Below are 23,346 nucleotides of genomic sequence, written 5' to 3' on the forward strand. Positions count from 1 at the left end.
ACAACCGCATGGCCGACACCCACGTTCTCTTCGTCGAGGACGACGACGTCATCCGCGAAGCCACCCAACTCGCCCTGGAGCGCGACGGCTTCGTCGTCACCGCCATGCCCGACGGCCTGGCGGGCCTGGAGGCGTTCCGCGCCAATCGCCCCGATATCGCCCTGCTCGACGTCATGGTCCCCGGGCTCGACGGCGTCAGCCTCTGCCGCCGCATCCGCGACGAGTCCACGGTCCCCGTGATCATGCTGTCCGCCCGCGCCGACTCGATCGACGTGGTGCTCGGCCTGGAGGCCGGCGCCGACGACTACGTCACCAAGCCGTTCGACGGCGCGGTGCTGGTCGCCCGGATCCGCGCCGTGCTCCGCCGCTTCGGCCACGCCAGCGGCCCGGACGACCGCGCGGGGGGCGGCGCGGACACGGACGACCTCGTCGCCGAGACCGTGCTGCGCTTCGGCGACCTGGAGGTCGACACCGAGGGCATGGAGGTCCGCAAGGGCGGCGAGACGGTCGCGCTGACGCCGACCGAGATGCGGCTGCTGCTGGAGTTCTCCACCGCACCGAACACCGTCCTCTCCCGCGACCGGCTGCTGGAGCGGGTGTGGGACTACGGCTGGGGCGGTGACACCCGCGTCGTGGACGTCCACGTCCAACGCCTGCGCGGCAAGATCGGCCAGGACCGGATCGAGACGGTCCGCGGCTTCGGATACAAGCTGAGAGGCTGACACCTCCGGTGGTCAGACTGGCCCTGCGAACGGGCCTGAGATGGAAACTCAGCGCCGCGATCGCGCTCGTCGGGGCGCTGGTCGCGGTGGCGTTGAGCCTTGTCGTGCACAACGCCGCGCGGGTCTCCATGCTCGACAACAGCCGCGACGTGCAGATAGAGCGCCTCAACTTCACCCAGAAGATCTTCGAGTCAACCAACCGCCTCCAGTTCGGCGCGAAGATCGACGACCCGGCGCTGCCCAAGGCCCTCCGCAAGGAGGTCAGCGAGGGCGAACGGGCCACCTACCTGGAGGACACCGGCCAGACCGCCCCCGAGGTCTGGGCCGCCTCCCCCCTCGGCAACGGCCGCGTGCTGTCCCTCCACGACCGTTTCCCCGACCGCTTCGCCGTCCTCGACGACCTCGACCAGGCGCTGCTGATCGGCTCCACGGCCGTGGTGGTCGGCGGCTGCGCGCTGGGTGTCCTGGTGGGCGGCCGGCTCTCCAAGCGGCTCCGGAAGGCGGCCGCGGCCGCCGGGAAGCTCGCCGACGGCGACACCTCCGTCCGGATCCGGGACGAGGTCGGCGGCGGCCGGGTCCGCGACGAGACGGACGACCTGGCCTGGGCCGTGGACGCCATGTCCGACGCGCTCCAGCAGCGCATCGAGGCCGAGCGCCGGGTGACCGCCGACATCGCGCACGAGCTGCGCACCCCGGTGACGGGCCTGCTGACCGCCGCCGAGCTCCTGCCGCCCGGCCGCCCCTCGGAGCTGGTCCGCGACCGGGCGCAGGCCATGCGCACCCTCGTCGAGGACGTGCTGGAGGTGGCCCGTCTCGACGGCCACGCCGAGCGCGCCGAGCTCCAGGACGTCGCCCTGGGCGAGTTCGTCACCCGCCGGGTCCGCTCCCTCGACTCCGGCGTCACCGTCGAGGTGCTCCGCGACGCCGAGGTCTCCACCGACCCCCGCCGCCTCGAACGCATCCTGGGCAACCTGATCGCCAACGCCTCCCGGCACGGCAAGCCGCCCATCGAGGTCACCGTCGAGGGCCGCGTCATCCGGGTCCGCGACCACGGCACCGGCTTCCCCGAAGCCCTGCTCCGCGAGGGCCCCAGCCGCTTCCGCACCGGCAGCAGCGACCGGGCCGGCGTCGGCCACGGCCTGGGCCTGACCATCGCCGTCGGTCAGGCCCGCGTCCTGGGCGCCCGCCTCACCTTCCGCAACGCCGACGAGCTGACGGACGGCTCGACGGGCGCGGTCTCGGTCCTGTGGCTCCCGGAGAACGCGCCGACCGCCACCGGCAGCTTCCCGGTGATCCAACTGCCGGACCGCTGACGGGCCGGCGCGGCCCCCGACCTACGTCGTCGCCGGCTCCGCCGCCACCTCGCACCAGACCGTCTTGCTGGCCTCCTCCTGCCGTACACCCCACCGCAGCGCTACGGCGTCCAGCAGCGCTATGCCACGCCCGGTCTCGTCGTCCACGGTGGCCCGGAGCAGGACGGGCAGGGCGCGCGGGTCGGGGTCGATGACTTCGATCCGCGTCCGCCCGTCCCCGATCCTGCGAACGTGCACGGTGACCGGCGTCCCCTCCCCCACGTGCCGGATGACGTTGCCCACCAACTCGCTGACGCACAGCTCCACTTCGCAGGAAGCCGACGCGCCGAGATGTGCCCGCACCGCCTGCCGCAGCAGCGGCACCTCTTTCGGCACAGCGAGCAGCCGGACCGTCATCACCGCGCCGCCGCCTTGTGCAGCACCTCGGCCAGCTTCCGGGCGGTGGCCATGTTGCAGTTGCCGAGCGCGACGAGCGGGGGCGGGTACGTCCCCGCGAACGAGGGCAGATCGACGCCGAGCGAGGGCAGCGTGATCCCGTTGGCCTTCAGCGCGGACCGCAGCCCTTCGACGCAGTCGTGCACGTCGTCCATGGTCGTTCACCTTCCTGTGCGCATTGTGACGAACTGCTCACAGCGTGACGTCACGCCCCCGTACTTTGGAAGGGAAACGCGTTGCACGCGGGCAACCAGGAAGTAGTGGCGGTGAGTTATGCCCCCTCGGAAAGACCCCGACCCCTCAGCGAACGTTCAGAGCTTCTACGGCGCCGAGTTGCGCTACCACAGGGAGAAAGCCGGCCTCACGCTGGAGCAGTTGGCCGAAGGTGCCTTCCGCGGCATCTCGCTGCTCAGCCAGATCGAACGCGGCGAACGCGGCATGCCGATGGATCTGGCGATCCACGTCGACCAGAAGCTCAACACGGACGGTTTCTTCCAGCGCCGTTGTGAAGATGCGGCCAAGGCACGGCGCTCCGGGCATCCCTCGTACTTCGCGGACATCCCTGACCTGGAGAAGCAGGCGACGACGATCGAGGAGTGGGCACCTTGCGTAATCCCCGGCCTGCTCCAGACCGAGCCGTACATGCGCGAGCTCATTCGGGTCGCGAAGCCATGGGAGGACCCGAAAGCAGCTGACAAGACCGTCAGCGCCCGCAGAGCGCGCGCGAAGCTCTGGACGCAGGAGGAACGCCCGTCGTACTGGGTGATCCTCCGCGAAGGACTGATCCGTAAGCCGATGCTGCCTCCTGAGCAAATGGCCCACCAGCTCGACCACATCGTCAAGGTGATCCGGTCCACTCGGAGCGTTGCACAGATCCTCCCGGAGAAGACTGTCGGACACCCACTCATGATGGGTGACGAAGTGCGCGTCATGACGTTCTCGGACGCCCCGCCGGTGGTCTGGGTTGAAGGCACGTTCTACGGTCAATCCATCGACTTTCCACCGCTCGTGACGGCCCATCGGAAGTCGTACGATCTGCTCAGGGCCGCCGCACTGCCGCCTGAGGCGTCCCTGGCCATGATCGAGGAAGCGGCAAGGGGCTACAAACATGACGTGCAGCAACAGGATTGACCTGAGCACTGCCACTTGGCGCAAGAGCAGCTACAGCAACCCCGATGGCGCCAACTGCATCGAGGTCGTGGACACCCTCCCCGACCTCGTCCCCGTCCGTGACAGCAAGGACCCGCACGGCCCGGCGCTGGTCTTCCCGGCCGCCGGCTGGTCGGCGTTCGTCGGGGCCGTCAAGAACGGTGAACTGCCCGGCGCCTGAGCACGAGAACGGCCCCTGGTGTACGTAACGCACGTACACCAGGGGCCGTTCGCTGTGCGCGGGCCGTCAGGCCGTCAGACGGCCTCGACGACCATCGGCCGCTCGGCGGCTGCGGCGTCGGCGTCGTCCGACTTCGCCGACGGGCCGCCCCGCAGCGGGACCTCCTTGAGGAACCACGCCGCGACGAAACCGATGACGCTGATGATCGCGCCCCACAGGAACACCTGGTGCGCACCGGACGCCACCGCGTGCGCGTACGCGTCCTTCACCGGCGCCGGCAGGCTCGGCAGCGTCTTCGGGTCCATCTGGGCCCCGCCGCCGGTCATCTTCGCGCCGGCCGCGGCACCGAGCTTCTCGATCATCGTGTTCTTCACCTGGGTGGTGAAGAGCGCGCCCATGATCGCGACGCCGAACGAGCCGCCGATCGTCCGGAACAGGGTCGCGGACGAGGAGCCGACGCCCATGTCCTTCATCTCGACGCTGTTCTGCGCGATCAGCATCGTGGTCTGCATCAGGAAGCCCATACCGGCGCCGAGCACGGCCATGTAGAGGCCGGACGTGAAGCGCGTGGTGCCGACGTCCATCAGGGACAGCAGGGCCATGCCGATGGTGATCAGCGCACCGCCGCCGGTGACGAAGATCTTGTACTTGCCGGACTGGGTGGTGACCCGGCCCGCGATCAGCGAGACCGCCATCATCGCCAGCAGCATCGGCAGGAGCAGCAGACCGGAGTTGGTCGCCGAGGCGCCCTGCACGGTCTGCTGGAACAGCGGCAGGAAGGTCATCGAGCCGAACATCACGAAGCCGACCAGGAAGCCGACGATCGTGACGAGCGAGAAGTTGGCGTTCCGGAAGATCCGGAGCGGGATGATCGGGTCGCTGACCTTGGTCTCGACGAAGACGAAGGCGGCGAGCGCGACGACGGCCAGGATGCCCAGGCCCACGATCTGCTTCGACAGCCAGTCGTACTCGGTGCCGCCCCAGGTGGTGAGCAGCACCAGCGAGGTGATGCCGATGGTCAGCAGGGCCGCGCCCGCGTAGTCGATCCGGGTCTGCGACCGCTTCTTCGGCAGGTGCAGCACGGCGGTGACCATGATCAGGGCGATCGCGCCGAGCGGCAGGTTGATGTAGAAGCTCCAGCGCCAGCCGAGGTGGTCGGTGATGGTGCCGCCGACCAGCGGTCCGCCGATCATCGCGACGGCCATGACGCCGGCCATCATGCCCTGGAACTTGCCGCGCTCCCGCGGCGGGACCAGGTCGCCGATGATGGCCATGACGCCCACCATCAGACCGCCCGCGCCCAGGCCCTGCACGGCGCGGAAGCCGATCAGCTGGCCCATGTCCTGCGCCATGCCGGACAGCGCGGAGCCGATCAGGAAGATCACGATGGACGTCAGGAAGACGCCCTTCCGGCCGTACATGTCGCCGAGCTTGCCCCAGATCGGCGTGGACGCCGCGGTGGCCAGTGTGTAGGCCGTGACGACCCAGGACAGGTGCGACAGCCCGCCCAGTTCACCGACGATGGTCGGCATCGCGGTGCCGACGATCATGTTGTCGAGCATCGCGAGGAGCATCGCGATCATGAGTGCGAAGACCACCATGCGCACGCTGGCGGGCCGTTTGCCCGTGCCCTGCGCCGGCTCCTGTATTTCCCCCGTCGGGGTCGCTGTTCGCGACATCCCCATCACTTCCCCATCGCTTCTTACTTACTTGCCGCCCGGCTAGTTCTGTACAGTGCAGAAGGTAGAAGGGTTACTAGCCGGGCGTCAAGTAAGTTTTTTGATGCCGGGGTGGGTACGTCCGTGACCAGCGGGGCAGCAGATGATTGCTGGGGAAGCGGGCCGCGCCCGGCCTCGCACCGACACCGCCGTCACGCAGGAGAGCAGTATGAGCAGCGCATCGCAGCCGCGCCGCGGGAACACCCGCCAGCGCATCCAGGACGTAGCCCTGGAGCTGTTCTCCGAACACGGCTACGAGAAGACCTCGCTGCGCGAGATCGCCGAGCGGCTGGACGTCACCAAGGCCGCGCTCTACTACCACTTCAAGACCAAGGAAGACATCGTCATCAGCCTCTTCGAGGACCTGTGCAGGCCCATCGACGAGCTGATCGCCTGGGCGCAGGAGCAGCCGCGCACCTTGGAGACCAAGCAGGAAGTGATCCGGCGGTACCACCAATCGCTGCGCTCCTCCGAGGACCTCTTCCGCTTCATGCAGGAAAACCAGGCCACGGTCCGTGACCTGACCATCGGCCTGCGCTTCAAGGAGCGGATGCTGACCCTCTACGACCTGCTCAAGGACGACGACGCCGAGCTGGTCGACCAGGTGCGCTGCATCACGGCGCTGTTCGCCATGCACGCGGGGATGTTCGCGATGCAGAACGTGACGGGCGACCCCGAGGAGAAGCGCGAAGCCATCCTCAGGGTCGCCACGGAACTGGTCACGGCGGCGAACCCGCCGGGCCGCCGGCCAGCCCGGCCGGATTCAGCTCAGACGGCGTCGCCGTGAGCCCGCAGGAATCCGGTCGGCTCGATGCCCGACCCGTAGTTGGGGCCGGTGCGGACCTCGAAGTGCAGGTGCGGGCCGGTGGAGTTGCCGGTGCTGCCGGACAGACCGATCTGCTGGCCGGTGGAGACCTGCTGCCCGACCTGGACCTGGATCTGTGACAGGTGCGCGTACTGGGTGTACATGCCGTCGGCGTGCTTGATCACGATCGCGTTGCCGTAGGCCGGACCGTCACCGCCGCCGTTCGGACCGGCCTTGACGACCGTGCCCGTGTGGACGGCGTGGACCTGGGTGCCGGTCGGCACGACGAAGTCCTGACCGCTGTGCTTGTGCGCCCAGTGGCTGCCGGGGATGCCGAAGGGCTCGCCGAGGACGTAGTTCTTGACCGGCTTCACCCAGGCGTTGGCCTTCTTGGCCGCGTCCACCTTGGCCTTCGCCGCGGCCGTCTTGGCGTCCGTGGCCGCCTTGGCCTGCGCGTCGGCCTGCGCCGCGACGGCCTTGCCGACGCCCGAGGTCAGGTGCAGCAGCCCGGTGTCGGCGGCGGTGGCGACACCGGCGCCCAGCGCGGCGGTGATACCGGCACCGGCGGCCACGACGGCCACCCGGTGCCGCAGCGCGAACTTGCCGTTCTTCGCGGACTTCTTGGAATTACGTATCGCGGCAAACTTCGACATGCGGGTTTTTCCTCCGGGGAGAAGTGAATGGGTTTTCCCGGCTGCGGTCCGGGATTGCCATTCCTTGGTAACCCGCCTCCGCCCTGGCGCCAAGGCCCCCTTTCTACTACCGGGACCCGTAATAGCAAGGACGCCCGGAAGCGGACTCACACCCACCCACAGGCACCCACCAAACCCCCTCCCACCTGCGGCCCCACCCTCCCCGACACCCTTCCCCCCACTCCCTCGAATTCCCCTACCCCCGCTAGTAGGACCAAAATTCCTGTGCGCCATGTCACGAGAATCCAGAGCCTTCGAGTGACCCGCATTACACAATCCCGGAAGGCAATGTGACCCGCGTTACGAGAAAAGCTGTGACCCGCGTTACGCAATTCCTCTTCCCCGGCCACCGGGAAATCCCGAAACGCCTGACCGGCCCCCGCCCACCCCTCTAACCTGATCCGGACAACACCACGGGCAGCAGCCGGCAGGCAGTACCGGCCAGGGGGAACGGACCGCACATGGACCCGTCAGCACTGGGCGCGCGGCTCGCGTCCGCCGTCGTCGCACCACTCGTCAAGAAACTCTTCGTCCAGGACGGACCGGGCGCCGGCCTCGTCGACGCCCCCGTCCGCCTCTCCGCCCTCGTCTCCTTCAAGGGCGAGCGGCGCACCCTCACCGACAAGGAGCTGCGCAAACTGGCGGCGGAGCTGGTGCGGCGGGCCGTACGGTCCGCCGGCCCCGGCGAGCGCCCGGTCCCCGAGGACGAGGAGACGGCCGTCGCCGAAGCCCTGGCCGCCACCCTCGCCGGCCTCGGCACCCTCGACATGGACGACGTACAGGCCGTCGCCCTCGGCCCCACCGCGCTGGCGGAGCGCCTGACCGCCGCCGTCCCGCACGCGGTCCGCGGACTGTCGCAGGACGCCACGCTCCTCCATCAGACCCTCGTGGACACCGCCTGCCTGCACGTCGTCCACTTCTTCAGCCAGCGCTCGACGTTCGTCGCCCGCACGCTGGTGCAGCAGAGCCGCAGCCTGGACGCCCTGATCGCGCGCGTCGACGAGTTCGTCGAACGGCACCCGTCGCCCCTCACCGGCGACGTCACCTTCGAGCGGACTTACCTCTCCCACCTCGCCCGCAAGCACGGCCGCCTCACCATCTACGGCATCGACCTGCACAACTCCCCGGACCGCTGGCCGCTGGACGCCGCGTACATGAGCCTGCAGGCCACCGGCCCGAGCCGGGCGGAAAGCCCCTTCGAGGAGCTGCCGCCCCGCGCCCCCGTCCCCGCCGACCAGGCCCTGACCGGCCGTGACCGGGTCCTGCTCCGCGGCGTCGCCGGCTCCGGCAAGAGCACTCTGGTCCAGTGGCTGGCCGTCTCCTGCACCAAACCCCTCGGCGAAACCGGCCTCCCCCACCTCTACGGCCGCGTCCCCTTCGTCCTCCCCCTCCGCACCCTCACCCGCACCGGCGCCGCGCTCCCCACCCCGGACCGCTTCCTGGCCGCCGTCGCCTGCCCGGTGTCCGGCGCCCAGCCCGACGGCTGGGCCCACCGCGTGCTCACCTCCGGCCGCGCCCTCCTCCTCGTCGACGGCCTCGACGAGATCCCCGCACCCGAACGCGAGGCCACCCGCCGCTGGCTCCGCGACCTCCTCGACGCCTTCCCCGGCAACCTCTGGCTGGTCACCACCCGCCCCTCCGCCGTCCGCGACGACTGGCTCACCCCCGACGGCTTCGACGAACTGACCCTCTCCCCCATGAGCCGCGCCGAGGTCGCCACCTTCATCGCCCGCTGGCACCGCGCCGCCCCCTCCCCCGACCCCGACGCGCCCGACCTCCTCGCCGCCTACGAGCAGTCGCTGCTGACCGCCGTCCGCACCAAACCCGACCTCGGCCGCCTCGCCACCAACCCCCTGATGTGCGGCCTGATCTGCGCCCTCCACCGCGACCGCCGCGGCTACCTCCCGCACGGCCGCAAGGAGCTCTACGACGCCGCCCTCGGCATGCTGCTCTCCCGCCGCGACCGGGAACGCGACATGCGCGGCCCGGACGGCGTCGAACTCGCCGACGAGCCCCAGATCCAGCTCCTCCAGCGCCTCGCCTACTGGCTGATCCGCAACGGCCGCACCGAACTCGACCGCGACCGCGCCGAACGCCTCGTCGCCGACGCCCTCCCCGCCGTCCCCGTCGCCGCCTCCCAGGGCGACGCCCCGACCGTCTTCCGCCACCTCCTCCACCGCAGCGGCCTCCTGCGCGAACCGGCCCCCGGCACCGTCGACTTCGTGCACCGCACCTTCCAGGACTACCTGGGCGCCAAGGCCGCCGTGGAGGAGGGCGACTTCGGCCTGCTCGTCCAACACGCCGCGGACTCCCAGTGGGAGGACGTGATCCGCATGGCGGTCGCCCACGCCCGGCCGCGCGAACGGGCGGAATTCTTACGGGAGTTGATTGCCAAGGGTGACGGAATCAAAGAACCAGGTGCGCGCCTGCGCGTCCATGTGCTGGCCATGGCGTGCCTGGAGCATGCGACGGAGCTGGACCCTGGCGTGCGTGAGGAGGTCAACGTCCGCGTACGAGAGATCTTGCCGCCTCGCACCCATGGCGAGTCGACTCTGCTCGCACAGGTTGGGCCGATCGTCCTGGAACTCCTCCCCGGCCCGGACGGCCTGGAGAACGACGAGGCGCAAGAGGTGGTGGCCACCGCCGCAGCCATCGGTTCCGACGCGGCACTGGAATGCATCAAGCTCTTTCGCAGCCACCCCGACTTCAATGTCCGGAATCGTCTGGGCACTCACTGGTCCGCATTCGAAGCCAGCCGCTATGCCGAGGAGATCATCCAGCACATCGGTACAGACGTGACCGTCACCGTCAGCAGCACTACCGAACTACGTGCCCTGAAAGCCCTCGGCGGCCGTCCCCGCACGACCGTGAACGGCTCTTTCCCGGCCCAGGAACTTCGCGACGGCCTGCACCTGGCCCAGCTCACCCATCTCACGCTCACCAACAACCCGGAGATCAGCGATCTCGCGTTCCTCAGGGACTTCCCCGCGCTGAAATCACTCTTCCTCCGGGACTGCCCCTCTGTGGAAAGCCTCGTCCCGCTCAGGGACCTACGCCTGGACTCGCTAGGCATCAGCGGGGACGTCAGCGTCGTACGCACCCCACGCGGACTCGACGGCCTCACTCACCTGCATTCCCTGTCCCTCCTCGTGCCGCCCCCACCGGAGGGCTTGAACGCTTTCCCCCTGCATGCCCCGTTGCGGTTCCTCACCCTGGGTCAACGCATTCGCCCAGACTTCGCTCGCCTCGCGTCCTGGCCACTGCGCAACCTGCAACTACAACGCCTCACGAACGAATTCACCGAGGAGAAATGGCGCACCCTCGCCAGCCTCCCCGACCTGAAGTTCTTCTCCTTCGGCCTGGCAGAGGGGGAGACCGCCCTTCGCATCGCTCCTGACCAGGAGCTTCCCCAGGTGGAAACCCTCAGTCTCCTCAACATGGGACGCCGCCCCGCCGCGGAATTCGGCGCACTGCTGCGCACCGCTCTCCCGGCTTTCCCCGGCGTCCGCAAGCTCCAGCTCTACGGCCTGATCGGCGGCCAGGTCGACCTCTCCCCCATAGCCGCCCTCCCCGCCCTCCGGGACCTTGACCTCTCCTACGTCGCCCCAAGCCCCGGCTTCGCCATCCCCCCACACATCAACCTCACCCTCTTTCCCCGCCCCCGCGCATAAGCGAGCCCCCACACAAAACCGCCCCGGAACCGTCGATCGAACGGTTCCGGGGCGGCTGCGTATCTCGGATACGGACTACGCGTCCTTGCTCAGGTTGGGACCCGAGCCACCCGTCGCGGACTCCACCGGCGGGGCGCTGGGCACCGCCGACTTCTCCTCGCCGCGGAAGGTGAACTTGGCGGACTCGCCCTCGCCCTCCACGTCGACGACCACGATGTGGCCCGGACGCAGCTCGTTGAAGAGGATCTTCTCCGAGAGGGCGTCCTCGATCTCGCGCTGGATCGTGCGGCGCAGCGGACGGGCGCCGAGCACCGGGTCGTACCCGCGCTTGGCCAGCATCGACTTGGCCTCGCTGCTGAGCTCGATGCCCATGTCGCGGTCCTTGAGCCGCTCGTCCACCTTGTCGATCATGAGGTCGACGATCTGGATGATGTCTTCCTCGGTGAGCTGGTGGAAGACGACGGTGTCGTCGACACGGTTGAGGAACTCGGGCCGGAAGTGCTGCTTGAGCTCTTCGTTGACCTTCGCCTTCATCCGCTCGTAGCCGGACTTGACGTCGCCCTGGGCGGCGAAGCCCAGGTTGAAGCCCTTGGAGATGTCCCGGGTGCCGAGGTTGGTGGTCATGATGATGACCGTGTTCTTGAAGTCCACGACCCGGCCCTGGGAGTCGGTCAGGCGACCGTCCTCCAGGATCTGCAGCAGCGAGTTGAAGATGTCCGGGTGGGCCTTCTCGACCTCGTCGAAGAGGACGACGGAGAACGGCTTGCGGCGGACCTTCTCGGTCAGCTGGCCGCCCTCTTCGTAGCCCACGTAGCCGGGGGGCGAACCGAAGAGCCGCGAGACCGTGTGCTTCTCGCTGAACTCCGACATGTCGAGGGAGATCAGCGCGTCCTCGTCGCCGAAGAGGAACTCGGCGAGCGTCTTGGACAGCTCGGTCTTACCGACACCGGACGGACCGGCGAAGATGAACGAGCCACCGGGACGCTTGGGGTCCTTCAGGCCGGCACGGGTACGGCGGATCGCCTGGGAGAGCGCCTTGATGGCGTCCTTCTGGCCGATGACGCGCTTGTGCAGCTCGTCTTCCATCCGCAGGAGCCGCGAGGACTCCTCCTCGGTGAGCTTGAAGACCGGGATGCCCGTGGCCGTGGCCAGGACCTCGGCGATCAGCTCCTCGTCCACCTCGGCGACGACGTCCATGTCGCCGGCCTTCCACTCCTTCTCCCGCTTCGCCTTCGCGGCCAGGAGCTGCTTCTCCTTGTCGCGCAGGCCGGCGGCCATCTCGAAGTCCTGCGAGTCGATCGCGGACTCCTTCTCGCGGCGCACGTCGGCGATCTTCTCGTCGAACTCGCGCAGGTCCGGCGGCGCGGTCATCCGGCGGATGCGCATCCGGGAGCCGGCCTCGTCGATCAGGTCGATCGCCTTGTCCGGCAGGAAGCGGTCGGAGATGTAGCGGTCGGCGAGGGTGGCCGCGGCGACCAGGGCGGCGTCCGTGATGGACACGCGGTGGTGCGCCTCGTAGCGGTCCCGCAGGCCCTTGAGGATCTCGATGGTGTGCGGCAGCGACGGCTCCGCGACCTGGATGGGCTGGAAGCGGCGCTCCAGGGCCGCGTCCTTCTCCAGGTGCTTGCGGTACTCGTCGAGCGTCGTCGCACCGATGGTCTGGAGCTCACCGCGCGCCAGCATGGGCTTGAGGATGCTCGCCGCGTCGATGGCACCCTCGGCGGCGCCCGCGCCGACCAGGGTGTGCAGCTCGTCGATGAACAGGATGATGTCGCCGCGGGTGCGGATCTCCTTGAGGACCTTCTTCAGGCGCTCTTCGAAGTCACCGCGGTACCGGGAGCCGGCGACCAGGGCACCCAGGTCGAGGGTGTAGAGGTGCTTGTCCTTGAGGGTCTCGGGCACCTCGCCCTTGACGATGGCCTGCGCCAGGCCCTCGACGACCGCCGTCTTGCCGACGCCGGGCTCGCCGATGAGGACCGGGTTGTTCTTGGTGCGGCGGGACAGCACCTGCATGACCCGCTCGATTTCCTTCTCGCGCCCGATGACCGGGTCGAGCTTGGTCTCCCGGGCGGCCTGCGTGAGGTTGCGGCCGAACTGGTCCAGGACGAGGGAGGTCGAGGGCGTGCCCTCGGCGGGACCACCGGCGGTGGCGGCCTCCTTGCCCTGATAGCCGGAGAGCAGCTGGATGACCTGCTGCCGCACCCGGTTCAGGTCGGCGCCCAGCTTCACGAGGACCTGGGCGGCGACGCCCTCGCCCTCGCGGATCAGGCCGAGCAGGATGTGCTCGGTGCCGATGTAGTTGTGGCCGAGCTGGAGGGCCTCGCGGAGCGACAGCTCCAGGACCTTCTTGGCACGGGGCGTGAAGGGGATGTGGCCGGACGGGGCCTGCTGGCCCTGACCGATGATCTCCTCCACCTGCTGGCGGACCGCCTCGAGCGAAATGCCGAGGCTCTCCAGGGCCTTAGCGGCGACACCCTCACCCTCGTGGATCAGACCCAGGAGGATGTGTTCGGTGCCGATGTAGTTGTGGTTGAGCATCCGGGCTTCTTCCTGAGCCAGGACGACAACCCGCCGCGCACGGTCGGTGAACCTCTCGAACATCGTTAATCGCTCCTCAGAGCGGTCAGGCAGTTAGGGGTCGGTCCCCTCCCTGTCCTTCCGCATGCTAGTCCCGCAGGGCGGGACAGCTCATTCCAACTGCCGACACCCGTCCGGATCACCCCGCTCCGACGGGGAAATTTACTGCCGAACAGCTGACATCTGCTCCAACTCGATGGTGCGAGACGATGTTCCCGCAGGCCAGGCATATACGCATGCCGCCACTACGCCCGTGGCGAACGCGGCCTTCGCCGACACACCGTCCGCCGCCGGCCAAAAGCGGCGACAAACTGCCGAGCCCGCCGGTCACAGCGTCTCTTCCCACTGAGACTTTCTTACCCGCTGCCACTGACACTCCATGCGGCGTGGGTGTTTTCCCTCCGCTACGGGCGAACACCCACACACCCCACCGTGCTTCCACGCCCCCCTCCGCAACACACGGAGCGCAACTGGCTATATACGCAACGTAACCTTCGCCGATGCCGGTAGTTGCACCGGACATGGCCCGCGCGCTTCCGCGACCCCACTCCCCCCGCTCCACCGTCTGCCGGTGGTACGAGGAGGAGCTGGGCTGGCCGACGACCGGCACGGAGCCGCTGGAGCTGCTCACGGGGGTGCGCTTCGACGTCCTGGAGATGCCCGCCGACGCGGGCGGCGCCGTACTGAAGCGGGTGGCGCACACCGGCCCGGTCGCGCTGCTGCGGCCCGGACGGGGCGGGAAGACGGCGCAGGATCGACCGAAACTGCTCCTGCTCATCGCGCCCGGCGGCGCGGAGGAGCTGCCGGAAATCCTGGAATGGCTGGAGTGGGGCACCCTTGCGGCGGATCTCACCGCGCGTGGGGCCGGGGGGCGGATGCCCGCGCCGGCGCTCCCCTCACAGGGCCGCGCATCAGGCGGCTGCGGCGCGCGGGAGGCCGCGGGGTGGGTGCGGCCTCCCCGGCCCGGGTACGAGGCGGAGGATTCCCTGCCCACCACGGGGATCGGGACAGGAATCGGGGACGTTGGGGGCGCCCCCGACCTCGTACGGCTCGTGAGCACGGCGGCAACGGAGTGCCACCGGGCCCGGTTGGTGCGTGCTCGTAATGGCCAATCGGATCGCGCGTACGGCGATCAGCCGTTGGCCTTCTCGAATGCCTCACGAATGTCGGCGGGGACACGGCCACGGTCATTCACGTTGTAGCCGTTCTCCTTCGCCCAGGCGCGGATCTTCGCGGTGTCCGGAGAGCCGGCAGCCGCCGCACGGGTCTTGCCGCGACCACCGGAACGGCCACCGGTCTTGCGGCCGGCCTTCACGAAGTCGGCCAGCGACTCGCGCAGCTTGTCCGCGTTGGCGTCGGAGAGGTCGATCTCGTAGGACTTACCGTCGAGAGCGAACGTCACGGTCTCGTTGGCCTCGCCGCCGTCGAGGTCGTCGACAAGAAGAACCTGAACCTTCTGTGCCACCAGGATTCCCTTTCATCGAATGTGGATTACGACGGAAAGCAAACCGCTTTTCCGGGAAAAACACAAACCCTTGGGTAGGGTTCACTTGCCCACCGGCCGGGGAACGCATGCTTCCGTAGCCATGAGATAGGGGAGCGATTCGGACATAGAACGCTGGATCACAGGTGCAGAAGCATGCGACTGTTGCCCAGGGTGTTGGGCTTCACTCGTTCGAGGCCGAGGAACTCCGCAACGCCCTCGTCATAGGAACGCAGCAGTTCGCTGTAGACATCGCCGTCTACGGGAGTCTCGCCGATCTCCACGAAGCCGTGCTTGGCGAAGAAGTCGACTTCGAAGGTGAGGCAGAAAATTCGCCGCACTCCCAGCCACCGGGCAGTGGCCAGCAACTTGTCCAGGACTTGGTGGCCGACACCGGTACCCCGCTGCGTCCGGTCCACCGCCAGGGTGCGGACCTCCGCCAGGTCTTCCCACATGACGTGCAGTGCGCCGCAGCCGACGACCTCGGCGTCTTCGTCCCGCTCGGCCACCCAGAACTCCTGGATGTCCTCGTAAAGCGTGACGGTGGCTTTGTCGAGCAGGATCCCGTCGCGCGAGTAGGCGTCGATGAGGCGGCGCACGGCCGGTACATCGCTGGTCCGGGCACGGCGGACGGTGAGCCCTTTTGAATGCGCTGGCATGCCCGGACGCTATCGCCCCTTGCCGCCGCGCCCCGCTCCGGGTTCATCTCCTTCGCCGGCCGGCGCTTCATCCGCGGCTTGCGGCTCTTCTTCCCGGGCCTGTTCCCCCGAGTGTTCCGGGGCCGCCACCCGTTCTTGCTCGGCTTCGGGCCGATCGTCGACCTGCACCATCCGTACGGCATCGCGGAGTGCATGCCGTTGTTCCGGCGACATCATGCCGAAGAACGCCACTAGTGCGGCCGCGGGGTTGTCACTGGCGGACCACGCTTCGTTCATCAGTGCGGCCGAGTAGGCGGCGCGAGTGGAGACCGCCTCATATCGATAGGCGCGACCTTCGGCTTCGCGGCGCACCCAGCCCTTCTGATGCAGGTTGTCCAATACGGTCATGACCGTGGTGTAGGCGATCGACCGTTCCTTCTGGAGATCCTCCAGAACTTCTCGAACGGTGACTGGGCGGTTCCACTCCCAGACCCGCGTCATCACCGCGTCTTCCAGATCACCCAAGCGTCTCGGCACACAAGAAGAATAGTGGGAGATGTCGCGAATGCCGGTTGATCTCGTTGCGTTTGGTCCGGAAAAAGGAAGTACGGCCCGGGACGGTCAATCCGGGGCCGTACTGAGCGGGCGATCCGCAGGAAATGGCGGCGGTTCAGGCGCCGAACGCCTTGGGCTCCTGCCCGGCGGCCTCGGCACGGGCGAACGCCTCGTCGACGGCCGCGTCCTCCTTCGACTTGTTCTGACCGCCCTGACTCTTGATCATCGTGACGATCAGGCAGGTGAAGGCGACGGCCATCACTACGGGCGGGAGCAGCGCGGCGACGTAATCCATGGCATGGGCCTCCTTCAAGGCGTTAGCCCGCGACAGTACCCAGCCAGAGTACGCAGCGCTCAAGCGGTGCGGGTCTCCGGGGGCGGGGCGGGCTTCCGTCGGGGCGGAAACACCTCACCGGGAGTCGGGATGGGGCGGTCGGGCCGCGGCTCCTTGGGACCCGGCGCGGGCTTGGGCGGCTCCCGTCGGGGCGCCGGGCGCGGGTCCTGCCGGGGGTCCTGCTGCGGTTCCACCCCGGAGGCCGCCCCGCTCCGGGCCGCCAGACCGGAAGGGCGCGGACGCCCGCCGGCGCGACCGCCCGGCAGAACGTCCGGGGAGGCGCCTGAGCGCCCGCCTGGCAGCGCGCGCAGCCGCGCCCGTACGGATTGCTCGGCCAGCCGCTCGCAGTGCCGGAGCAGGGCGGTGCGGCGTTTGCGCTCGGCCTCGACGGCGGGCCGGACGAGCAGCGAGCGCAGTGCGGCGAGGTCGTCGGGGCCGGGGATGTGGCCGGCCGTCAACGCCTCCTGGAGCCGCGTGAGGTAGCCGGTGGCGGCACCGGGCAGGGCGTCGCGGTAGCGGGCGAGGTCGGCGAGCAGGAAGGCGCGCAGGCGGGCACCTTCGCGGACCGCTTCGTCCACCGCCTCGGCCAGCCGGAGGTATTCCTGGACGTCCTGCGACCGGTCCGGGCCCGGGGCGCCCAGGGGCACGGCGGGAGAGGTCGTCTGGAGGGCATGGGCGAGGGCGCGACGGAGTACACGCAACTCATCGGCGCCGAAGGCCATGCCGCCGCGGGATCCGTATGGCATTGGCATGCAGTGACTTTACGACTAATTCGGACAAAAGCCTCTTAATTTGCATTCGGTGGCGCGGCAGCGGGGCGCGCGTCACACGGGCGCGCCAGTGCGGAACCGGCCGCGCCCCTGCCGCCCGCCGTCCCCGTTACAGGCGCCCGACGTTGCGCTCGTACACCAGCCGCAGACCGATGAGGGTCAGCCAGGGCTCGTGCTCGTCGATCACCGAGGACTCGCCGAGCACCATCGGTGCCAGCCCGCCGGTGGCGATCACCGTCACGTCGTCCGGGTCGTCGGCCAGCTCCCGGGCCATCCGCTGCACCACGCCGTCCACCTGGCCCGCGAAGCCGTAGAGGATGCCGGACTGCATCGCCTCGACGGTGTTCTTCCCGATCACGCTGCGCGGCCGGGCCAGCTCGATCTTGCGGAGCTGGGCGCCCTTGACGCCCAGCGCGTCCACGGAGATCTCGATACCCGGCGCGATCACACCGCCCACGTACTCGCCGCGTGCGCTGACCGCGTCGAAGGTGGTGGCCGTGCCGAAGTCGACGACCACCGCGGGGCCGCCGTACAGCTCGACGGCGGCCAGCGCGTTGATGATCCGGTCGGCGCCGACCTCCTTGGGGTTGTCCATGAGGATCGGCACGCCCGTCTTGACGCCCGGTTCCACCAGGACGGCGGGGACGTCCCCGTAATAGCGGCGGGTCACCTCGCGCAGCTCGTGGAGCACCGAGGGGACCGTGGAGCAGATGGAGATGCCCTCGATGTTGTCGCCCAGGTCCTCCCCGAGCAGCGGGTGCATGCCCATCAGGCCCTGGAGGAGCACCGCCAGTTCGTCGGCGGTGCGCCGGGCGTCCGTGGAGATCCGCCAGTGCTCGACGATCTCCTCGCCGTCGAACAGGCCCAGCACGGTGTGGGTGTTGCCCACGTCGATGGTCAGCAGCATGGCGGTCAGCGGCTCTCGTCGTCGTGCACAGCGGCGGTCGCGGCCCCGGTCGCGTCGTCGCTCTCACGCAGGTCCAGGCCGATGTCGAGGACCCGGGCGGAGTGGGTGAGCGCCCCCACCGCCAGGTAGTCGACGCCGGTCTCCGCGTACCCGCGGGCGTTGTCGAGGGTGAGCCGGCCCGAGGACTCCAGGATCGCGCGGCCGGCCACCAGCTCCACCGCCTCCCGGGTCTGCTCCGGCGTGAAGTTGTCCAGCAGGATCAGGTCGGCGCCCTCGGCGAGGATCGGCGGGATCTGGTCGAGCCGGTCGACCTCCACCTCGATCGGCACCCCGGGGAACTCGTCCCGCACGGCCGTGAACGCCGCCGCGACACCGCCCGCCGCCACGACGTGGTTGTCCTTGATGAGCGCCGCGTCGGACAGCGACATCCGGTGGTTGACGCCGCCGCCGCAGCGCACCGCGTACTTCTCCAGGGCGCGCAGGCCCGGCGTCGTCTTACGGGTGTCGCGGACCTTGGCCTTGGTGCCTTCGAGGGCGTCCGCCCAGGCGCCGGTCAGGGTGGCGATACCGGACAGCCGGCCCAGGAGGTTCAGCGCGCTGCGCTCGGCGGTGAGCAGGTCACGGGTGCGCGTGGTGACGGACAGCAGCTTCTGCCCGGCCACGACCCGCGCGCCGTCCTCCACGTGCCGCTCGACCGCGAACTCGTCGGTGCACACCACGGACAGCACCGCCTCGGCGATCCGCAGCCCGGCGATCGTGCCGTCCTCACGGGCCGTGAAGTCCCCGGTGGCGACGGCGTCTTCGGGGACGGTCGCCACGGTGGTCACGTCCACGCCCTGGTCGAGGTCCTCCTCGATGGCCATGTGCGCGATGTCCTCCACCTGGACGGGGTCGAGCCCGGCGTCCACCAGGAGCGCGGCCAGGTCCGGGTCCAGCCCGCAGGTCAGCGGGTCCAGCTCGTAGGCGTCGTCACCGACGGCGCACCCGCAGGCGTCGCCGCAGCCGCCGCCGGCGGGGGCGGCGCCGGGCCGGCCGATCTGGAGGAGGGGGAGGTCGCCGGGGGTGCCGGGGGTGCTGCTCACGGGGTGGGCTCCGTATCGGAAGTGAGGGCGGGCTGAGGGGCGGGACCGACGGTCGACGGGAAGCCGGCGGTCTGTGTCGTATGGATGCTCAGGGTGCGGTCGGCATCGAGGGTGATGCGGAAGTGCCGCCGCCAGGAGGCATCGTCGCGGTCCGGGTGGTCCTCGCGCCAATGGCAGCCGCGGGTCTCCTCGCGGCGCCGCGCGGCGGCGACCAGGACCCTGGCGACGCACAGCAGGTTGGTGGCCTCCCAGGCTTCCACACTGGGCTCGGGGGCCTTGACGGAGGCGGCGACGGGCTCCACAGCCGCCTCGGCGGCCTCCCGCTGCAGGCGGTCGAGGTCGTCGGCGGCCTGAGCGAGGCTGGCCGCGCTGCGCAGCACACCGGCGCCGGCGGCCATGATCCGCTGGACGCCGCTACGGGCCTCGGGCACCAGGAGGGGCAGCGGGGCGCGGGCCTCCACGGGGGCGGCGGCCGGTGCCGTCGTCCCGTCGGCGGCGATGTCCGCGGCGATCCGCTCGGCGAACACCAGGCCCTCCAGGAGGGAGTTGGAGGCCAGCCGGTTGGCGCCGTGCACGCCGGTGCAGGCCACCTCGCCGCACGCGTACAGGCCGGGCACGGTGGTCCGGCCGTACAGGTCGGTGCGGACGCCGCCGGAGGCGTAGTGGGCGGCCGGGGCGACCGGGATCGGCTCGGTGACCGGGTCGATGCCGTGCGCGCGGCAGGCGGCCAGGATGGTCGGGAAGCGGTGCTCCCACATCTCGGCGCCGAAGTGGCGGGCGTCCAGGTACATGTGCTCGGCGCCCTGCTCCTGGGCCCGGCGCATGATCGCCTTGGCCACGATGTCGCGCGGGGCCAGCTCGGCGAGTTCGTGCTGCCCGACCATGAAGCGGGTGCCGTCCGCGTCGACCAGATGGGCGCCCTCGCCCCGTACCGCCTCGGAGATCAGCGGCTGTTGGCCCTCCGCGTCCGGCCCCAGATAGAGCACGGTCGGGTGGAACTGGACGAATTCGAGGTCCGAGACCTCGGCGCCGGCGCGCAGTGCCAGGGCCACCCCGTCGCCGGTGGAGACGGGCGGGTTGGTGGTCGCGGAGAACACCTGGCCCATGCCCCCGGTAGCGAGCACCACCGCCGGCGCGTGTACGGCACCGACACCGTCGTGCTGCCCCTCCCCCATGACGTGCAGGGTGACGCCGGCCGTCCGGCCCTCGGCGTCCGTGAGGAGGTCCAGGACCAGCGCGTTCTCGATGGTGCGCAGTCCCGCGGCGCGGACCGCGGTGACCAGCGCGCGGGAGATCTCCGCCCCGGTGGCGTCGCCGCCGGCGTGCGCGATCCGGCGGCGGTGGTGGCCGCCCTCCCTGGTGAGCGCGATCTCGTCGCTCCCGGGGGCGGTGTCGAAGCGGGCGCCGGTCGCGATCAGCCGGTGGACGGCGTCCGGGCCCTCGGTCACCAGGAGCCGCACGGCCTCCTCGTCGCACAGGCCGGCGCCCGCGACGAGGGTGTCGGCCAGGTGCTGCTCGGGGCTGTCGCCGTCCCCCAGGGCCGCGGCGATCCCGCCCTGCGCCCAACGGGTGGAGCCGTCGTCGAGCTGGGCTTTGGTGACGACGACGGTCCGGCGGCCGGCGGCGGCGCAGCGCAGCGCGGCGGTCAGCCCGGCGACGCCGGAGCCCACCACGACGACGTCCGCCGTGATGGACCACCCGGGGGCGGGGGCGGTGAGACGTATGCCGGTGGGGCCGGTGGCGGTTCCGGTAGCGGTCATCGGGTCGCTCCGAGGGGGCCTTGGGGTGGGGTGGACTTCCTGGACTTCCTCCGGGCTCCGGAGGCCGGCCCGGGGGCGGGCTCCTCCTGGGAGCCGGCGTACCGCTCCGGGGCGGCGGGCGGACACGGGGCCCCGCTCGCGGTGAACACGAGCCGGATGTTGTCGATGAGCCGGGTGGTGCCCACCTTGGCGGCCACCGCGAGGATCGCCTCGCCCTCGTACCCGTCGGGGACCTCGGTGAAGTCCCGGGGGTCGATCAGGGCCAGGTAGTCCAGGTGGAGCGGCGGGTCCAGGTGGGCGGCGTCCTCCAGCACCGTGCCGGCCGCGGCGCGGGCCACGGACGGGCCGTGCAGCGGGCCGGCGGCGTAGGCGACGGCGTGCGCGTCGGCGGCCGCCCGGTCTTCCCCGAGGGCGGCCAGCGCCGCGGAGCGGTCCTGCACGGGGTGCCCGGCGGAGGCGGCGCGGGCGCGCAGTGCCTCCTCGGCGGTGAGCCGGTCGCGGGCGGCGAAGAGCGCCGCGGACAGCGCGAGCGCGGTGCGCCGTTCCGGGCCGGACAGGTAGCGGTTGCGGCTGGAGCGGGCCAGCCCGTCGGCCTCCCGGACCGTCGGGACGCCGACGATCTCGACCGGGAAATTCAGGTCGGCGGCCATCCGCCGGATGACGGCGAGCTGCTGGGCGTCCTTCTCCCCGAAGAACGCCAGGTCCGGCGCGGTCAGATGGAGCAGCTTGGCGACGACGGTGAGCACACCGTCGAAGTGCCCGGGGCGGCTGGCGCCCTCCAGGACGGTGCCCATGGGACCGGCGGAGATACGGATCTGCGGTTCCCCGCCCGGGTAGACCTCGTCGGCCGACGGCGCGAAGACGGCGTCCGCGCCCGCCCCGGCGGCCAGCAGCACGTCCTCGTCCAGGGTCCGCGGGTAGCGGTCGAGGTCTTCGCCCGCCCCGAACTGCAGCGGGTTGACGAACACGGTGACCACGACCTGGCCCTGCGGCCCCACCCGCTCCCGGGCGGCCCTGATCAGGGCGGCGTGCCCCTCGTGCAGCGCGCCCATGGTCATGACAACGGCCCGTACGCCGCTGCGGCGCGGCAGCGCGCGCAGCGCCGCGGCGGTGTGCACGAGCTGGAGGCCCGGCACCGGTCGGGCGGCGTCCGGGGTCGGGCTGACGGGCGAGGAGGTCATGCGTCGCCTCCGTGGGGGCCGGGCTCGGGGGAATCGGAATCAGGGGAGTCGGGGCGGGGCGGCCCGGTGTCGGTCGGTTCGGGGCCGGTCGGTTCGGGGCTGCCGGGTCCGTCGGCGTCGGTGCCCGTGGGCTCGTCGCCGTCGTGGCCGGGGCCGCCGGAGGGCGCCTGTCCTCCCGCGGACGCGGCCGGGCCGGCGGCGCCACCGTCGGCGGCCGGCCCCGCGAGCACGTCCAGCAGCTCCTCGGCCAGCTCCGGCTTGAGCAGGCCGTGCGCCAGTGCCCGGTCGGCGGTCATGCGGGCCATGGCCAGATAGCCGCCGACGGCCTGTGGGGCGTGCTTGCGCAGCTCCGCCACATGGGCCGCCACGGTCCCGGCGTCCCCCCGGGCGACCGGGCCCGTCAGGGCGGCGTCACCGGACCGCAGCGCGTTGTCCAGGGCCGCGCCGAGCAGCGGGCCGAGCATCCGGTCCGGGGCTCGCACCCCGGCCTTCTCCAGCAGCTCCATGGCCTGTGCCACCAGGGTGACCAGGTAGTTCGCGCCGATGGCGAGCGCCGCATGGTAGAGCGGACGGGCGGATTCCGCGATCCACTCGGGCTCCCCGCCCATCTCGATGACCAGCGCCTCCGCGGCCATCCGCAGCTCCTCCGGCGCGGTCACCCCGAACGGGCAGCCGGCCAGGCGCTGCACGTCCACGGACGTCCCGGTGAACGTCATGGCCGGGTGCAGCGCCAGTGGCAGCGCACCGGCCCGGGTGGCCGGGTCCAGCACCGCCGTCCCGAAACGCCCGGAGGTGTGCACCAGCAGCTGGCCCGGCCGTACGGCACCGGTCTCGGCGAGGCCGCTCACCAGGTCGGCCAGGGCGTCGTCGGGGACGGTCAGCAGCACGAGGTCCGCACGGGCGAGCACCTCGGCCGGGGTGACCAGCGGGACACCGGGCAGCAGTTCGGCGGCACGGCGCACGGAGGCGTCGGAGACCCCCGATACAGCCACCGGACGATGGCCCGCGAGCTGGAGCGAGGCGGCGAGCGCGGGCCCGACGCGACCCGCCCCGACGACTCCGACGGTGAGCCGGGCGGGTCTGTCCTGGGCCTCGATGGATGGGTATGGGTTCACGGGGCGGCGGCCTTCCGTTCCAGTCCGCGAGGGGTACCGGACGATTCGTCGCCATGCTACGCGAGAGCCTCCCGCCGGCCTGAGAGTCGTACAGAGGGTGAGACGAGGGTCTCGGAGCACCGTCGGAGCGGAACCGGAATGCCCTGCTCCGCGCTGGTTCGGAGAGTTGTCCACAGGGCTCGCGGGACCGGCGGCGGCTGCGCGATGATCGGTTTCGACACCACGCGCGGACGGCGCGGGACGAAGCAGAGGCGGGGG

At 70.5% G+C, this 23,346-nt stretch carries 22 protein-coding genes; 7 read left to right on the forward strand and 15 right to left on the reverse strand.

Going from position 1 to position 23,346, the window contains the following annotated elements; genetic code table 11:
- The first annotated feature begins 8 nt into the window (after nt 1-8).
- Nucleotides 9-722: a two-component system response regulator CseB gene (cseB, locus tag CG747_RS28680; protein ID WP_100604752.1), complete on the forward strand. Its 714-nt coding sequence runs from the start codon at nt 9-11 to the stop codon at nt 720-722.
- Between the two features lie 8 nt (nt 723-730).
- On the forward strand, nt 731-2,035 hold the full coding sequence (gene cseC / locus CG747_RS28685) for a two-component system sensor histidine kinase CseC (RefSeq protein ID WP_100604753.1): 1,305 nt from the start codon (nt 731-733) through the stop codon (nt 2,033-2,035).
- A gap of 21 nt (nt 2,036-2,056) precedes the next feature.
- Here cseC and CG747_RS28690 read toward each other — a convergent pair whose 3' ends face one another.
- Both CG747_RS28690 and CG747_RS48250 read right to left on the reverse strand, forming a co-directional pair.
- Nucleotides 2,057-2,431 (reverse strand): ATP-binding protein, encoded by a 375-nt coding sequence (locus CG747_RS28690; RefSeq protein ID WP_180985734.1) that lies wholly within the window; start codon nt 2,429-2,431, stop codon nt 2,057-2,059.
- The gene (locus tag CG747_RS48250; protein ID WP_180985735.1) at nt 2,431-2,625 is read right to left on the reverse strand and encodes a hypothetical protein; all 195 of its coding nucleotides are present in this window, start codon (nt 2,623-2,625) and stop codon (nt 2,431-2,433) included. The genes CG747_RS28690 and CG747_RS48250 overlap by 1 nt, the downstream gene beginning before the upstream one ends.
- Before the next feature lie 118 nt (nt 2,626-2,743).
- Here CG747_RS48250 and CG747_RS28695 point away from each other — a divergent pair, with 118 nt between their 5' ends.
- Both CG747_RS28695 and CG747_RS28700 read left to right on the forward strand, forming a co-directional pair.
- Nucleotides 2,744-3,601, forward strand: coding sequence for a helix-turn-helix transcriptional regulator (locus tag CG747_RS28695; protein WP_100604754.1), 858 nt, complete (start codon nt 2,744-2,746; stop codon nt 3,599-3,601).
- The gene (locus tag CG747_RS28700) at nt 3,579-3,800 is read left to right on the forward strand and encodes a DUF397 domain-containing protein (RefSeq protein WP_100604755.1); all 222 of its coding nucleotides are present in this window, start codon (nt 3,579-3,581) and stop codon (nt 3,798-3,800) included. Before CG747_RS28695 ends, CG747_RS28700 begins: the two co-directional genes overlap by 23 nt.
- 74 nt (nt 3,801-3,874) lie before the next feature.
- Here the strand turns inward: CG747_RS28700 and CG747_RS28705 are convergent, their stop codons facing one another.
- Nucleotides 3,875-5,485, reverse strand: coding sequence for an MDR family MFS transporter (locus tag CG747_RS28705; RefSeq protein ID WP_374701830.1), 1,611 nt, complete (start codon nt 5,483-5,485; stop codon nt 3,875-3,877).
- Between the two features lie 202 nt (nt 5,486-5,687).
- On the opposite strand from CG747_RS28705, the gene CG747_RS28710 reads away from it, so the two are divergent.
- Nucleotides 5,688-6,305: a TetR/AcrR family transcriptional regulator gene (locus CG747_RS28710; RefSeq protein WP_100604757.1), complete on the forward strand. Its 618-nt coding sequence runs from the start codon at nt 5,688-5,690 to the stop codon at nt 6,303-6,305.
- Here the strand turns inward: CG747_RS28710 and CG747_RS28715 are convergent.
- Complete coding sequence (locus CG747_RS28715; protein WP_100604758.1) at nt 6,287-6,976, reverse strand: M23 family metallopeptidase; 690 nt, start codon at nt 6,974-6,976, stop codon at nt 6,287-6,289. The genes CG747_RS28710 and CG747_RS28715 overlap by 19 nt on opposite strands.
- Before the next feature lie 500 nt (nt 6,977-7,476).
- On the opposite strand from CG747_RS28715, the gene CG747_RS28720 reads away from it, so the two are divergent.
- Nucleotides 7,477-10,686, forward strand: a complete 3,210-nt coding sequence (locus tag CG747_RS28720) for an NACHT domain-containing NTPase (protein WP_100604759.1) — start codon at nt 7,477-7,479, stop codon at nt 10,684-10,686.
- A 75-nt stretch (nt 10,687-10,761) separates the two neighbouring features.
- Here CG747_RS28720 and CG747_RS28725 read toward each other — a convergent pair whose 3' ends face one another.
- On the reverse strand, nt 10,762-13,287 hold the full coding sequence (locus CG747_RS28725) for an ATP-dependent Clp protease ATP-binding subunit (RefSeq protein WP_100604760.1): 2,526 nt from the start codon (nt 13,285-13,287) through the stop codon (nt 10,762-10,764).
- Between the two features lie 497 nt (nt 13,288-13,784).
- Between CG747_RS28725 and CG747_RS48855 the strand changes: the two genes are divergently transcribed.
- Nucleotides 13,785-14,465, forward strand: coding sequence for an SCO3374 family protein (locus tag CG747_RS48855; protein WP_100604761.1), 681 nt, complete (start codon nt 13,785-13,787; stop codon nt 14,463-14,465).
- On the opposite strand, the gene CG747_RS28740 is transcribed toward CG747_RS48855, so the two are convergent.
- From CG747_RS28740 to CG747_RS28785, 10 genes are all read right to left on the reverse strand, one after another.
- Nucleotides 14,396-14,728, reverse strand: a complete 333-nt coding sequence (locus tag CG747_RS28740) for an Lsr2 family protein (RefSeq protein WP_100604762.1) — start codon at nt 14,726-14,728, stop codon at nt 14,396-14,398. The two genes, CG747_RS48855 and CG747_RS28740, sit on opposite strands and share 70 nt — an antisense overlap.
- A 158-nt stretch (nt 14,729-14,886) precedes the next feature.
- Nucleotides 14,887-15,405: an amino-acid N-acetyltransferase gene (locus tag CG747_RS28745; RefSeq protein ID WP_100604763.1), complete on the reverse strand. Its 519-nt coding sequence runs from the start codon at nt 15,403-15,405 to the stop codon at nt 14,887-14,889.
- 9 nt (nt 15,406-15,414) lie between these two features.
- On the reverse strand, nt 15,415-15,885 hold the full coding sequence (locus tag CG747_RS28750) for a BlaI/MecI/CopY family transcriptional regulator (protein WP_374701834.1): 471 nt from the start codon (nt 15,883-15,885) through the stop codon (nt 15,415-15,417).
- A 169-nt stretch (nt 15,886-16,054) separates the two neighbouring features.
- Entirely contained in the window at nt 16,055-16,234 is a 180-nt protein-coding gene (locus tag CG747_RS28755) for a hypothetical protein (protein ID WP_016576533.1), read from the reverse strand.
- Nucleotides 16,235-16,293: 59 nt separating this feature from the next.
- Nucleotides 16,294-16,995, reverse strand: coding sequence for a hypothetical protein (locus CG747_RS28760; RefSeq protein ID WP_100604765.1), 702 nt, complete (start codon nt 16,993-16,995; stop codon nt 16,294-16,296).
- Nucleotides 16,996-17,152: 157 nt separating this feature from the next.
- Nucleotides 17,153-17,950, reverse strand: a complete 798-nt coding sequence (locus CG747_RS28765; protein ID WP_018540416.1) for a type III pantothenate kinase — start codon at nt 17,948-17,950, stop codon at nt 17,153-17,155.
- Between the two features lie 5 nt (nt 17,951-17,955).
- Nucleotides 17,956-19,032: a carboxylating nicotinate-nucleotide diphosphorylase gene (gene nadC, locus CG747_RS28770; RefSeq protein ID WP_100604766.1), complete on the reverse strand. Its 1,077-nt coding sequence runs from the start codon at nt 19,030-19,032 to the stop codon at nt 17,956-17,958.
- Entirely contained in the window at nt 19,029-20,792 is a 1,764-nt protein-coding gene (locus tag CG747_RS28775; RefSeq protein WP_100604767.1) for an L-aspartate oxidase, read from the reverse strand. Before CG747_RS28775 ends, nadC begins: the two co-directional genes overlap by 4 nt.
- Nucleotides 20,789-21,973, reverse strand: coding sequence for a pantoate--beta-alanine ligase (gene panC / locus CG747_RS28780; protein ID WP_100604768.1), 1,185 nt, complete (start codon nt 21,971-21,973; stop codon nt 20,789-20,791). The genes CG747_RS28775 and panC overlap by 4 nt, the downstream gene beginning before the upstream one ends.
- On the reverse strand, nt 21,970-23,088 hold the full coding sequence (locus CG747_RS28785) for a Rossmann-like and DUF2520 domain-containing protein (protein WP_100604769.1): 1,119 nt from the start codon (nt 23,086-23,088) through the stop codon (nt 21,970-21,972). Before CG747_RS28785 ends, panC begins: the two co-directional genes overlap by 4 nt.
- Between the last annotated feature and the right edge of the window lie 258 nt (nt 23,089-23,346).

Source organism: Streptomyces sp. CB02959, assembly GCF_002803155.1.
Lineage (GTDB): Bacteria > Actinomycetota > Actinomycetes > Streptomycetales > Streptomycetaceae > Streptomyces.

Bases quoted from the DNA above. Each gene is read 5' to 3' on its own strand.
- CG747_RS28705 (WP_374701830.1), bottom strand. From the start codon at position 5,485: ATGGGGATGTCGCGAACAGCGACCCCGACGGGGGAAATACAGGAGCCG.
- cseB (WP_100604752.1), top strand. From the start codon at position 9: ATGGCCGACACCCACGTTCTCTTCGTCGAGGACGACGACGTCATCCGC.
- CG747_RS28695 (WP_100604754.1), top strand. From the start codon at position 2,744: ATGCCCCCTCGGAAAGACCCCGACCCCTCAGCGAACGTTCAGAGCTTC.
- CG747_RS28720 (WP_100604759.1), top strand. From the start codon at position 7,477: ATGGACCCGTCAGCACTGGGCGCGCGGCTCGCGTCCGCCGTCGTCGCA.
- CG747_RS28700 (WP_100604755.1), top strand. From the start codon at position 3,579: ATGACGTGCAGCAACAGGATTGACCTGAGCACTGCCACTTGGCGCAAG.
- CG747_RS28750 (WP_374701834.1), bottom strand. From the start codon at position 15,885: ATGACGCGGGTCTGGGAGTGGAACCGCCCAGTCACCGTTCGAGAAGTT.
- CG747_RS28710 (WP_100604757.1), top strand. From the start codon at position 5,688: ATGAGCAGCGCATCGCAGCCGCGCCGCGGGAACACCCGCCAGCGCATC.
- CG747_RS48250 (WP_180985735.1), bottom strand. From the start codon at position 2,625: ATGGACGACGTGCACGACTGCGTCGAAGGGCTGCGGTCCGCGCTGAAG.
- CG747_RS28760 (WP_100604765.1), bottom strand. From the start codon at position 16,995: ATGGCCTTCGGCGCCGATGAGTTGCGTGTACTCCGTCGCGCCCTCGCC.
- CG747_RS28775 (WP_100604767.1), bottom strand. From the start codon at position 20,792: ATGACCGCTACCGGAACCGCCACCGGCCCCACCGGCATACGTCTCACC.
- CG747_RS28755 (WP_016576533.1), bottom strand. From the start codon at position 16,234: ATGGATTACGTCGCCGCGCTGCTCCCGCCCGTAGTGATGGCCGTCGCC.
- CG747_RS28725 (WP_100604760.1), bottom strand. From the start codon at position 13,287: ATGTTCGAGAGGTTCACCGACCGTGCGCGGCGGGTTGTCGTCCTGGCT.
- CG747_RS28690 (WP_180985734.1), bottom strand. From the start codon at position 2,431: ATGACGGTCCGGCTGCTCGCTGTGCCGAAAGAGGTGCCGCTGCTGCGG.
- CG747_RS28715 (WP_100604758.1), bottom strand. From the start codon at position 6,976: ATGTCGAAGTTTGCCGCGATACGTAATTCCAAGAAGTCCGCGAAGAAC.
- panC (WP_100604768.1), bottom strand. From the start codon at position 21,973: ATGACCTCCTCGCCCGTCAGCCCGACCCCGGACGCCGCCCGACCGGTG.
- CG747_RS28765 (WP_018540416.1), bottom strand. From the start codon at position 17,950: ATGCTGCTGACCATCGACGTGGGCAACACCCACACCGTGCTGGGCCTG.
- CG747_RS28745 (WP_100604763.1), bottom strand. From the start codon at position 15,405: ATGCCAGCGCATTCAAAAGGGCTCACCGTCCGCCGTGCCCGGACCAGC.
- CG747_RS48855 (WP_100604761.1), top strand. From the start codon at position 13,785: ATGGCCCGCGCGCTTCCGCGACCCCACTCCCCCCGCTCCACCGTCTGC.